This window comes from Lacinutrix sp. Hel_I_90 (genome assembly GCF_000934685.1).
In the GTDB taxonomy this organism is placed as follows: Bacteria; Bacteroidota; Bacteroidia; order Flavobacteriales; family Flavobacteriaceae; genus Lacinutrix.
Window position 1 is genome coordinate 2112033 of record NZ_JYNQ01000001.1, and the last position, 13338, is coordinate 2125370.

The 13338-nt window shown below is 34.3% G+C and carries 9 protein-coding genes and 1 tRNA gene; 5 read left to right on the forward strand and 5 right to left on the reverse strand.

What is annotated here, in order from left to right; genetic code table 11:
• Window positions 1–55 precede the first annotated feature (55 nt).
• Window positions 56–2812 (forward strand): PD-(D/E)XK nuclease family protein, encoded by a 2757-nt coding sequence (locus tag GQ46_RS09360; protein ID WP_044400979.1) that lies wholly within the window; start codon window positions 56–58, stop codon window positions 2810–2812.
• Complete coding sequence (locus GQ46_RS09365; protein WP_044400983.1) at window positions 2809–3651, forward strand: S9 family peptidase; 843 nt, start codon at window positions 2809–2811, stop codon at window positions 3649–3651. The genes GQ46_RS09360 and GQ46_RS09365 overlap by 4 nt, the downstream gene beginning before the upstream one ends.
• Here GQ46_RS09365 and GQ46_RS09370 read toward each other — a convergent pair.
• The 3 genes from GQ46_RS09370 to GQ46_RS09380 form a co-directional block, all read right to left on the reverse strand.
• Window positions 3648–6008 (reverse strand): hybrid sensor histidine kinase/response regulator, encoded by a 2361-nt coding sequence (locus GQ46_RS09370; protein ID WP_044400986.1) that lies wholly within the window; start codon window positions 6006–6008, stop codon window positions 3648–3650. The genes GQ46_RS09365 and GQ46_RS09370 overlap by 4 nt on opposite strands.
• Before the next feature lie 272 nt (window positions 6009–6280).
• A tRNA-Ala gene (locus tag GQ46_RS09375) sits at window positions 6281–6354 on the reverse strand.
• A gap of 5 nt (window positions 6355–6359) precedes the next feature.
• Complete coding sequence (locus tag GQ46_RS09380) at window positions 6360–7157, reverse strand: universal stress protein (protein WP_044400989.1); 798 nt, start codon at window positions 7155–7157, stop codon at window positions 6360–6362.
• Between the two features lie 93 nt (window positions 7158–7250).
• On the opposite strand from GQ46_RS09380, the gene GQ46_RS09385 reads away from it, so the two are divergent.
• The 3 genes from GQ46_RS09385 to GQ46_RS09395 all read left to right on the forward strand — a co-directional run bounded on the left by GQ46_RS09385 (window position 7251) and on the right by GQ46_RS09395 (window position 10130).
• Complete coding sequence (locus GQ46_RS09385) at window positions 7251–8585, forward strand: MATE family efflux transporter (RefSeq protein ID WP_044400992.1); 1335 nt, start codon at window positions 7251–7253, stop codon at window positions 8583–8585.
• Between the two features lie 134 nt (window positions 8586–8719).
• Window positions 8720–9169 (forward strand): 6-carboxytetrahydropterin synthase, encoded by a 450-nt coding sequence (locus tag GQ46_RS09390; protein WP_044400995.1) that lies wholly within the window; start codon window positions 8720–8722, stop codon window positions 9167–9169.
• Between the two features lie 208 nt (window positions 9170–9377).
• Window positions 9378–10130: a UDP-2,3-diacylglucosamine diphosphatase gene (locus GQ46_RS09395; RefSeq protein ID WP_044400998.1), complete on the forward strand. Its 753-nt coding sequence runs from the start codon at window positions 9378–9380 to the stop codon at window positions 10128–10130.
• A 170-nt stretch (window positions 10131–10300) separates the two neighbouring features.
• Here GQ46_RS09395 and GQ46_RS09400 read toward each other — a convergent pair whose 3' ends face one another.
• The gene (locus tag GQ46_RS09400) at window positions 10301–11566 is read right to left on the reverse strand and encodes an MFS transporter (protein ID WP_044404839.1); all 1266 of its coding nucleotides are present in this window, start codon (window positions 11564–11566) and stop codon (window positions 10301–10303) included.
• A gap of 66 nt (window positions 11567–11632) precedes the next feature.
• Window positions 11633–13324 (reverse strand): single-stranded-DNA-specific exonuclease RecJ, encoded by a 1692-nt coding sequence (gene recJ, locus GQ46_RS09405; protein WP_044401001.1) that lies wholly within the window; start codon window positions 13322–13324, stop codon window positions 11633–11635.
• Window positions 13325–13338: the final 14 nt, after the last annotated feature.

Sequence of the window (13338 nt, forward strand, 5' to 3'; positions counted from 1 at the left end):
AATAAGTTTTTAAAAAAACGCCTCGGTTTACCGAGGCGTTTTCTATTTTTATAACATGAAGAGCTTTATTTTAGATGTACTACAAGACCTTAAAAATAAGGGTGAAAATTTATCAGAATTAATATTTATATTACCAAGTAGACGTGCAGGAGTTTTTTTAAAAAAAGAACTCGTTGCTGTTTCAAATGAAACCATTTTTGCTCCTACTATTATTAGTATTGAGGAATTTGTAGAAGACTTGGCAGAACTTAAGTCTATTACTAACACAGAACTACTTTTCGAGTTTTATAATACGTATTGTCATCTCACTCCAAAACAAGAGCGAGAACCTTTTGAAAACTTTGCTAAATGGGCACAAATACTATTACAGGATTTTAATGAAATTGATCGTTACCTCATTCCACAAAATAACATCTTCGATTATTTAAGCGCTATAAAAGAATTAGAACATTGGTCTACAGAAAACGACAAAACAGACTTTGTTAAAAATTATCTCAAATTCTGGAATAAACTAAAGCGTTATTATAAACACTACACAGAAACTTTACTCTCCAAAAAAACAGGTTATCAAGGCTTGATATATCGTGAAGCCGTTGAAAACATTCAAAACTATTGTACTGTAAATAGAAAAAAACATATATTTTTAGGTTTTAACGCTTTAAACACTGCTGAAGAAACCATCATCCAAAAATTGTTACAAAACAACATGGCGGAGATCTATTGGGATATAGACGAAGCCTTTTTAAGTAACCCAATACACGATGCCGCTCTTTTTACAAGGCAACACAAAACAAACTGGAAACATTTTGAAAAACACCCTTTCAATTGGGTTACAAACCATTATTCCACGGAAAAAAATATTCAAGTTTTTGGTGTTCCAAAAAATGTAGGACAAGCAAAAACCATCGGTTCGCTATTAAAAACTATTAAAAATAATAACCCAGATTTAAAAAGTACTGCTGTCGTTCTTGGCGATGAAAACTTGCTAATCCCTGTATTAAACTCAATCCCCTCTAACATTGATGCATTAAATATTACTATGGGTTTTCCGCTAGGCTCAATTCCATTAGCCTCACTATTTGAACAACTATTTACCCTTCAAAAGAAAGCCTCAGACGACTTATATTATAAAGATATTATTCGCATTCTATCGCATCAATTTGTAAGACCGTTGTTAATTATAGACCAGGTAGACTACGCTGCACAAATTATAGAAACACTTGAGAAAAACAATTTGGTTTATGTGTCGCTTCAGGATCTAAAAAATTACGATAACAGCACTACTGACAGTATTGCGTTACTGTTTGAAAATTGGCAAAACGATGCACAAAAAGCAATAACACATTGTTTTAAAATTATTACTAAAATAAAGGATGCGCTTACTCAAGACAAAGAAAATAACACAATAGGATTAGAGTATTTATACCGCTTTAACACACTTTTTAACGAGCTTTACAGACTTAATGAAAACTATAATCATATCAATGATATTTCGGCTTTATTTAGTATCTATAAAGAATTACTAGCATCAGAAACATTAGATTTTCAAGGAGAACCACTACAAGGTTTACAAGTCATGGGCATGTTAGAGTCTCGTGTTTTAGATTTTGAAACCGTAATAATTTCTAGTGTAAATGAAGGTGTTCTCCCTTCTGGAAAAACAAATAACTCCTTTATTCCCTTCGATGTAAAGCTAGAAAACAACTTGCCAACTTATAAAGAAAAGGACGCGGTTTACACCTATCACTTTTATAGGTTACTCCAACGCGCTAAAAACATCTATATTTTGTATAATACTGAAGCAGATATTTTAACTGCTGGTGAGAAGAGCAGATTCATAACGCAGTTAGAGCTAGAGGGTATTCATGATGTTAAGCACAAAATAGTAACACCACATATTCCTAATTTATTAAGCGAATTAAAAGAGATAAAAAAAACGGAACTCGTTTTAGAACATTTAAAACGTATCGCAAAAAAGGGCTTTTCGCCCTCATCACTAACAAATTATATTCGAAATCCTTTAGATTTCTATTATCAAAAGTTATTGGGCATTAAAGATCTGGAAGAGGTTGAAGAAACAGTCGCTGCCAATACCATGGGCACAGTAATTCATGATACTTTGGAGGCCTTATATCAACCTTTTTTAGGTGAATTTTTAACTGTTGAAGGTGTCACCAATCTAAAGCCAAAGATTGAAAAAACAATTTCCCGATTTTTTAATACCATCTACAAGGCGGGTGATATGACTACAGGTAAAAACCTCATCATTTTTGAAATTTCAAAACGCTATGTTCTTAATTTTTTAAATCTAGAAATTGAAGAATTAAAAAAAGGAAATACTATAAAGATTACTGCATTAGAAACGAAATCAAACATCCGACTGGATATTCCTGAATTAAATTTTGAAGTGAATATGAACGGTACGGTAGACCGTGTAGACGAATATAATGGCGTAACGCGAATTATAGACTACAAAACGGGTAAGGTTTTAGACAGTCAAGTTTCAATTGTTGCTTGGGAAGATTTAACAACCGATTATAAAAAATATAGTAAAAGTTTTCAAATATTAGCTTATGCCTACATGATGAATAAAGAAAAACCCCTTAATTTCCCCATCGAAGCAGGCATTATCTCATTTAAAAATTTACAATCTGGCTTTTTAAAGTTCACAAAGAAAGAGCAAATTCGTGGTGGAAGTAAAACGACATTGATAACCGAGGAGACCTTAGCTTACTACTTTGAAGAACTTAAAAAACTCATCATAGAGATTTGTAATCCAGAAATGAATTTTACAGAAAAAGAGCTAAAATGATTAAAAAAAACCAAATTTTAAACCGAAAAAACCAAAAACCTATAGTTTTCGATCTGTTTTATAATAAAACTAAAAAACCCAAACCTTTAATAATTTTTTGCCATGGTTACAAAGGTTTTAAAGATTGGGGCGCTTGGCATTTAATGGCTGAAGCCTATATGAACGCGAATTTGTTTTTTGTGAAATTCAATTTTTCTCATAATGGTGGCACGGTTGAGAGTCCCATTGATTTTCCAGATTTAGAGGCTTTTGCAGAAAACAATTACACTAAAGAGCTGGATGATTTAGAGGCTGTTCTAAACCATTTTTTATCTGAAGACGATGAGTTAAGAGGGGAAATAGACCACTCTAACGTGACCGTCATTGGTCACTCCCGTGGTGGTGGAATAGCGATTATCAAAGCTTCAGAAGATTCAAGAATTACAAATTTAATAACCTTAGCAAGCGTCTCCGATTTTGCTAAAAGAACGGCTACCATTGGGGATTTAAAAACCTGGAGAAAAGAAGGTGTAAAGTACGTTTTTAACGGAAGAACAAAACAACAAATGCCTCACAACTACCAGTTTTATGAAAACTTTAAAGCTAATGAACAACGATTAACCATAGAACGGGCAGAAAAAGCACTAACAGTTCCACATCTAATTATTCATGCAAAAAACGATCCTTCGGTAAAATATGAAGAAGCACTAGCACTAAAACAATGGAATCCTAAGGCGCAATTATTTACCATTGAAAACAGTGACCATGTATTTGGTGCTCAACAGCCTTGGAATGACAGCGAGATGCCTAAGGCACTATACGAGATCACCAAAATTAATATAGCCATGATTAAGGGTTAAGCACTATTTAAAGTGTTCTTTTTATGTTTATTGATTTTTTCGAAAAGTAACACTCTGTTTACAGGCTTAGTAATGTAATCGTTCATACCAACTGCTAATACTTTTTCTCTTGCAGTCTCTGTTGTATCGGCCGTAACCGCTATTATTGGGATGTCTTTATCCCTATGTTTTAAGTTACCATTCCTTATGCTTATAGTCGTTTCGTAACCGTCCATAACCGGCATTTGTAAATCCATTAAAATAATATCGAATGCATTATTATCTATAAGTTCAAGGGCTTCTTTTCCGTTAAACGCCATTTTGAAATCTGTAATCGACAACGTGTTCAATATTTTTTTCATAATTAATTGATTCATCACATTATCTTCTACAACCAATACTCTTAAAGGGGTGTCATTAACATCTTCCTTTGTTCTAACAACGCTATCTGGCATGACTAACTCAATAACTTTGAGAGCCACAGACAGCGTTACTTGCGTACCACGTGCTTCTTCACTATCAATAGAGATTTTTCCTCCAAATAAATCTATCAAGTGTTTAACAATACTTAATCCTAAGCCTACACCGCCAAATCGCCGTTTGTCGTTAGCTCCCATTTGTCCAAAACTATTGAATAAGTTTGCTTTTTTATGACTGTTGATTCCAACACCTGTATCTAATACAGTCATTTCAATTGAGACAAGACCAGGTGTATTAACACGACTTTTAATATGAAATTCTATAGAACCAAAAGTGGTAAACTTTACCGCATTACTTAAAACATTATTGATGATTTGTGTGAAACGTTCTGGGTCTCCTTCAACCGAATAAGGAAGAGCGTTTTCTAGTATAAGACTATACTTTAAACCTTTTTTCTCTGCCATGCGTTGCCAATTATTACTAATATGTTCAATCGCCTGTTTTGGATTAAAACACTCCATTCGTAATTTTAAGGAACCTTTTTCTATTTTTTCAAAATCTAAAATATTGTTAATATTACTAAGTAAACTCAATGAAGCATGCTTAATAATTTCAAAATTTTTGTGCGTCTCGGTATCTGTATTTTTAAATAATTCGTCATCTGCAATACCCATGATAGCATTTATTGGCGTGCGTAACTCATGGCTAATATTAGACATAAAGTAACTTTTAAGTTCGCTAATCTCCTCAGATTTAGTAAGCGCTATTCTTTGAGAGTCTTCATTTTCTAAACGTAGATCCCGAATTAAATTGGTCATTGATAATGATAAAAACACGACCTCGAAACCTATACCAAATTTGGCGCTATTAAGAACAAGAAAACTATTAGGTAGTAAGCTTAAGTTATTCATTACAAAACCTAAGAGCCCTAGGACTAAAAAGAAAATTCCGATAGAAAAAAAAGGATCAATAGCAATACGCTTGTAGCGCAAATAAAACAAGGTGACTACTATTAGTATAAGGCTCAAAAGGCCATTCAGATTAATAATAGGGTAAACTAGAGCTTTCGTTTTATCGTTAATAAATATCATAACGCCCAAAACAATAATAATACTATAAACTACTTTAAACGCCTGTTTTAAAATCCTGCTTCGCTTTTTAACTTTAAGAAAATGCTCACAATATTTCAATAAGAAAAAATTAGAAAACAAGGCGGTAATTAAAACGGCATGGTCATTTAAATAGCCTCCAGAGGGTAATAGGTATTGAAAAATAAGACCATCTAAAGCCATTTGTAATAAGGCTATAGAAAACACATAAACACCATAATACAGAAAGGTTTTATTAGATAGACTAGTGTAGAAAAAAAGATAAATTAAAGTCGCCAAAAATAACAACCCATAAAAAACACCTAAGAATAATTGCTGATTATAATTTGATTTCCAAAAGCCCTCTTCTGTATATAATTTAAGGGGCAAATTAAGCGTTTCTCCATCGCTTTTTAAATACAAATAGAATTGCTGCATACTATTTTTGGGTAACGTAACTTTAAAAATAGTTTCACGATGTTGCACTTGTCGCTCACTAAAAGCAATACCGTCTCCGCTATTAAATTGTATTATGTTGCCATCATTTATCTGATATAAATGGGCAACATCTGTAATAGGCCTTGCTGTTTCCAGATAATAGGTTTCTTTATTTGAAGAGGTATTTTCTAAACTAAATTTAACCCAATAGTCAGCAGAAGTAAATCCAACACTTTGGTTCTCATTACTGAGAGGCTGAAACTCAAGGCGGCTTTCATTACTTAGAATCTCCTGAATATCAGCAATGGGAGTTTTAGTAAACTTCGCGTACTCATAAAGCTTTCCTTTACTTTCAACAGGGTTATAGGCACTGTTTTGTGCAAAAGAAATCAAAGAAACACAAGTAATCAAAAAGAGTAATACCTGACGCATTTTTAGTTGATTTGAGTTGGTTATCAAAAAAAAAACCAAGACAACTATTAATGGAGGGAAACAAATAGCTGAACAGTATATTTACGTTATATCTGTAACTTTGGTTTTATAAAAAAAAGTGGAGAAGATGGGATTATAGATCTCAAATGACCACTTACTGCAAATACAATTGTCTGTCCTCTTAGTCCAGATGCTCCAAAGCGACAGAATATACTCAAGCAATCTTGGCATATTCGTAATGCTTTAAAGCATTCAAAAATTCTGAGTTATAGTGGAGAAGATGGGATTCGAACCCACGACCTCTTGACTGCCAGTCAAACGCTCTAGCCAACTGAGCTACATCCCCAAATGTTATTTTAATCCGCTTAATACTAAAACGGGAAAGCTAGTAATATGAAAATCTTTTTTTAAGACGATATTCTTTTCCCAAAGCTTACTGAAAAAACCACGTTTACGTCTTACGACACAAAGTAAATCAGGATTAAACTCTTTATAATGCTCCAATACCCCTTGATAGGTTGTCGCGTTTTCGGTCTCTCTTGATGACGTAATAATTGCTTTTAGAGCTTCCGTTATTATTGTATCTTCCTTTTTATAGATTGGCGTTTTAACCACCAGCAAATTTACCTTAGCGTTAAAATCTCTAATCAATACATGCAATGGGTTTAATGCCTCTTCTTTTTTAATAATAGCCGATTTAATAGCCATTAAAATAGAATTAATGGGCTTAAAAACAAAGCCTTCAGGTACTATTAATGCCGGAATATTGGTCTGTTTTATAATTTTTCCAGAGGTTTTTCCTAAAAACACTTCATCTTTTATTGAATTGGTTCTAGGTTCTAAAATTATTAAATCAACATTAAGTGATTTACAAACCAATTCTAAGGTGTCTATTAATTTCCCTTTAAAGGTTTTGGTAATAATTTCTACATCTTTAGCATCTATCTCTGCTACATGACGCTCTAAAAATTCTTTGCTTTCGCGCTCAAGTATATCATCTATTTTTATCATTGTTCCTGCCTTAGTATATACATTGTAAATCTGCACAACATATAACTTTGCACCTGTAGCTTCGGCGAAATCTACAGCATATTGTAAATGACTTTTTGCGTTTTTTGATGAGCCAACTGGAACAAGAATGTTTTTCATATTAATACCGTCTGAAACAATTTAGACTACAAAAATACATTTTTTTATACTAAAACTTTCCGAACTTTGCCAAATAGCAATTAAATAAGAAAATTGAATACAAATATTAGCTTAAAACACATCAATACTTTAGCAATACCAGCTTTAATTGCTGGTATTTCAGAACCCATTCTGTCCTTAACAGATGCTGCCATAGTGGGCAATGTCGATTTAAACGCTACAGAATCTTTGGCCGCTGTTGGTATCGTTTCAACCTTTTTATCAATGCTCATTTGGGTGTTTGGACAAACCAGAAGTGCTATTTCTTCTATAATATCACAACATGTAGGAGCAAATAAATTAGACGAAGTCAAAAACCTGCCAGCACAAGCCATTTTTATAATAACCTCGTTAAGCATTCTAATTATTCTTGGCACCTACCCTTTTGTACAAAGCATTTTCAAATTGTATAATGCCTCAGGTTTAATTTTAGACTATGCTGTAGACTATTATAAAATACGCGTCTTTGGCTTCCCCTTTACCTTATTTACTATTGCCGTATTTGGTGCCTTTCGCGGTTTACAAAATACGTACTATCCTATGATTATTGCTATAGTAGGCGCCTTAGTAAACATCATTTTAGACTATGCCTTTGTGTACGGTGTTGATGGTCTTATTCCTGTAATGCATATAAAAGGCGCCGCTTATGCTAGTGTATTCGCACAGTTATTAATGGCAGTGCTTTCGGCTTATTATTTATTGAAGAAAACAGAGATTCCGTTATTAGTTACTTTTCCTTTTAATAAAGAAATCAGGCGGTTTTTAACAATGATTGGTAATTTAATTATTAGAACTTTGGCCTTAAATACAACGTTGTTTTTGGCTGTTAGATATGCAACAAATTACGGTGATGAATATATCGCAGCCTACACTATCGCTATAAATTTATGGTTTCTAGGTGCTTTTTTAATCGATGGTTACGCGAGTGCTGGTAATATTTTGTCTGGAAAATTATATGGTGGAAAAGCATACAACAGACTCATCCAGTTAAGTAATAGGTTAATAAAAATCGGAATCATTATTGGTGTTTTTATCGCCGTATTGGGCGCAGTATTTTATTACCCAATAGGTAAAATATTTACCAAAGAACCTGAAGTCTTAAATGAGTTTTACACCATTTTTTGGATTGTTCTCGCCATGCAACCCTTTTGTGCGCTCGCCTTTATTTTTGATGGGATGTTTAAAGGTCTTGGTAAAATGAAAGACCTTAGAAATCTTCTATTAGCGTCAACAGTAGTCGTTTTTATTCCTATACTCTATTTTCTAGACCAACTAGACTTAAAACTATATGCCGTTTTTATAGCTTTCACCTTTTGGATTATTGCCAGAGGAATCCCTTTAATCATAAAATTTAGAAAAGAATTTTTGCCCCTCTCTCAAAACCATTAACTTTGGCGTACTTAAGTACATTAAATATAAATTATGGATATTCTCAATTTTTTAGGAGGTAGCGGCATGTTTGCCATTTTGGCTTTTGCGCTAATCGTGATCTATTTAGTTAACCGATTTAGAAACCGCAGATAATGGGAAACATTCGAATTACCAAGCTATTTTCATTCGAAACAGGTCATGCACTATATGGCTATGATGGTAAGTGTAAAAATGTTCATGGCCACAGTTATAAATTATCGGTCACTGTTTTTGGGCAACCTATTAAGGATAATACCCATGTGAAATTTGGGATGGTTATTGATTTTACCGATCTTAAAAAAATAGTAAAAGAAGAGATTGTTGATGTGTTCGATCACGCGACTGTATTTAATAAAAACACCCCTCATGTAGAACTTGCGAAAGAGCTTCAAGATAGAGGGCACAATGTTTTATTGGTCGATTATCAACCCACCAGCGAAATGATGGTTATCGATTTTGCTGAAAAAATCAAGATGCGGTTACCTAAAAGTATTGAACTACACTCCCTTAAATTACAAGAGACAGAAAGCTCGTATGCCGAGTGGTACGCTAGTGAAAACTAACCGCATAGTTTTTGAACGTTTTAAAGGTCGGGATTAAAAAGTAGGGCTTTGTGAGGATCCATAACTATTGCTTAACTATGAAATAATCGTGATTTACTGCTTAGTAAAATGACTGGGTAATCCCTAACGCAACTACTGAGGGCGCATTCAAATTATGAAAATTTAAATCATAAGATTCCTTCCTGCTAAGGAATTATTATATTTACACATGCAAATTCCAAAAGGAAAGAAAATATATTTCGCTTCAGATAATCATTTAGGAGCTCCAACAAAAGAACAATCGTTTCCGCGTGAACAAAAATTTGTTGCTTGGTTAGATATGGTAAAGGAAGATGCTGCAGCTATTTTTCTATTAGGTGACTTATTTGATTTTTGGGCAGAATACAAAACAGTGGTGCCAAAAGGCTTCACGAGAACCTTAGGTAAACTTGCAGAAATAAGTGATTCTGGAATCCCAATCTATTATTTTGTAGGAAACCATGATTTATGGATGAATGGTTATTTTGAGGAGGAATTAAACATTCCCGTTTACCATAAACCACAAGAATACACCTTCAATGATAAAACCTTTTTTATTGGTCACGGTGATGGCTTAGGGCCCGGCGATAAAGGGTATAAGCGCATGAAAAAGGTGTTTACAAACCCCGTTGCTAAATGGTTTTTTCGTTGGTTACATCCAGACTTAGGCGTGCGTTTAGCGCAATATCTTTCAGTAAAGAATAAGCTCATTTCTGGTGATGACGATATTACATTTTTAGGTGAAGACAACGAGTGGTTGGTACAATATTGCAAACTAAAACTGAAAGACAAACACAGAGACTTTTTTGTTTTCGGTCACAGACATTTACCTCTAGACATTGCATTAAACGAGCACGCCCGATATGTGAATTTGGGTGATTGGATTTCCTACTATACCTATGGTGTTTTTGATGGTGAGCATCTGGAATTAAAAGAATTCTAATTACTTCCATAAACCTTATTTAGAATTACTAATGCTATCACATTACCTTAGGAAATATTTTTTTTATTTAAAATTGTTCAAAGCCCTTGATAGTCTATTTTTTAAAAAATACTGGGTTGTGTTTGAAGTCAAAGAACTCATGAATTGGAAGAAAAACACCTACGAAACAATTAATTAGTTTCATTCTCTTCAAAATCTTTCGTCAAGTCTAGTTTTCTAAAAGAGGGTAATACAATTCCCGTGGTTATTACAGTAAGTAAAGTCATGGTGCCACCAAAAACAACAGCCGTAACAGTACCCATTAATTTTGCTGTTACTCCACTTTCAAAAGCCCCTAATTCATTTGATGAACCAACAAACATAGAATTTACTGACGCCACACGACCACGCATATGGTCTGGTGTTTTAAGCTGAAGAATGGTTTGACGAATCACCATGGAAACACCATCTGTAACACCACTAAAAAACAAGGCTACTACCGAAATCCAAAAGACAGAAGACAAGCCAAAGACGATAATACAAACACCAAATCCAAAAATGGCAGCTAGTAATTTCATACCCGCATTTTTACTTATAGGAATGTAGGCTGTGGCGACCATAGTTATAATCGCACCAACAGAAGGAGCGGCTCTTAACACACCAAAACCTTCACTACCTACTTTTAAAATATCCTGAGCAAAAATGGGTAAAAGCATAACAGCTCCACCAAATAAAACGGATATCATGTCTAAAGTCAAGGCTCCTAAAATAGCTTTGGTTTTAAAGACGAAACGAATACCTTCACTTAAACTTTTTAATATAGGTTCATTAATTTTTGTGTTTAATATTGGTTTTTTTGAAATCTGCGTCACTGTGATTAATGATAGCATCACTAAACCAAAAACAATACACAAAGACCAATGCACACCAAACCAACTTATAGAGAAACCAGCAAAACCAATACCTATAATTGAAGCCATTTGCCAAGTACTACTGCTCCAGGTTGCAGCGTTTGGAAATACTTTTCTTGGTACAATTAAAGCGACTAAAGAAAACAAGATCGGTCCAAAAAAGGAACGCAAAAAGCCACCAAAAAAGACTAAAGCATAGATAGAATATAACACAGAATTAGTGGACCACTCTTGAGTAACACTTGGGCTCGTTAATAAAAACAACCCTAAACTAATTATTGAAAATGCAGCAATACAAAGTATGAGTAAGTTTCGTTTTTCTTTTTGGTCTACAATATGTCCAGCAAATAAGGCCATAAAAAAAGCAGGGAAAAACTCCATTAAACCTATAATACCAAGCGATAACGGGTTTTTAGTGATAGAATACACTTGCCATTCTATAACGATAAACTGCATAGACCAGCCAAAAACTAGTAAAAAACGCATTAATAAAAAGGTGTTGAACTCTTTAAAGCGCAATGCTGCGTATGGATCGTTTTTTTGCAAATTTATTAAATATTGAAACCTCATCTATTTTAATCCCGATATTCCGGGACTGTGAGGTTTAATTAATTATTCTTTTATATCTCGCAACTTCAATTGCAAAGACACCTGCCCTTGCCATTCATTTTCATCTATGGAGTACGCCGCTTTAAACGTTTTATGTCCTTCAATAAGGCTTAGCCTTTCACCCAAGCCAAAGCCAATACATACTATTTTATCACTATTAGGCTGCTTTACTGTAATACGTAAATGTGTTTCATCTTCACCAACACATTTACCGTAGCCCGTATCCATAAGATTATCACTCATAAATACAGGAGACATATTTCCTGGGCCACAAGGTGCAAACTGGCTTAAAATTCTATAGAATTTAGGCGTGATTGTGTTAAGTTCTATTTGAGTATCTATTGCAATTTCTGGCGTTAGTAATCTTTTATCTATGGTGGCTTCTACAACTGCTTCAAATTTTTGTTTGAAAGCCTCGTAATTTTCTTCTTTCAACGTGAGTCCGGCAGCATATTTATGACCGCCAAATTGTTCAATATGTTCTGCACAGGCTTCTAAAGCATTATATACATCGAAGCCTTTAACAGAACGCGCCGAAGCCGCTAGTTTATCGCCACTTTTTGTAAATACTAGTGTTGGGCGGTAATAGGTTTCAATAAGCCGGGAAGCCACAATACCAATCACACCTTTGTGCCAGTTTTCGTTATAAACAACGGTGGTAAAGCGGTCTTGTTCTTTTTGAATTTTAATGTGTTCCAATGCTTCAATCGTGATTTTTTTGTCTGTTTCACGACGGTCTGTATTGAAATCTTCAATTTCTTTAGCGTAATTTTCAGCCGTTTCTAGGTGCGTTTCTGTTAATAAATTCACCGCATATTGCCCGTGTTTCATGCGTCCTGCAGCATTAATTCTTGGTGCAATAATAAAAACAACGTCTGTAATGGTTAGTGTGTCTTTTTTAATCTGATTAATGATGGCTTTGAAACCTGCTCGTGGTTTATTATTAATCACTTGTAAGCCAAAATAAGCCAGGACTCTATTTTCTCCTGTAATTGGTACAATATCTGCTCCTATTGCTGTGGCGACCAAATCTAAATAAGGCACTAAATCTGCTATGGTTTGCCCTTTTTTTGAAGCAAGCGCTTGGATTAGTTTAAAACCAACTCCACAGCCGCATAACTCATCAAAAGGGTAATTACAATCCTCCTGTTTTGGATCTAAAACGGCGATTGCATTTGGTATTTGTTTTCCTGGTCTGTGGTGATCACAAATAATGAAATCTATGTTTTTCTCTGCTGCGTAAGCGACTTTATCTATGGCTTTAATACCGCAATCGAGAGCAATAATGAGTGAAAATCCATTGTCTTCAGCAAAATCAATCCCCTTATATGAAATACCATAGCCTTCATCATAACGGTCTGGAATGTAGGTTGCCACATTAGAATAGTCACTTAATAAATAACTAGATAACAGAGAGACTGCGGTAGTTCCGTCAACATCATAATCACCATAAACCAATATGTTTTCGTTGTTTTCAAAGGCTTTTTCGATGCGTTCAACTGCCTTTTCCATATCTTTCATTAAAAATGGATCATGCAAATCGTCTAGGCTGGGTCTAAAAAACAACTTCGCTTCCTGATAAGTTTCAATACCTCTCTGAACCAAAAGACTAGCAACCGCTTCTTCTATTTGAAGGGCTTGCTGTAAACGTTTTACTTTTTCAAGATTTGGTTTTGGCTTAAGAGTCCAGCGCATGAATTAAATGTCGT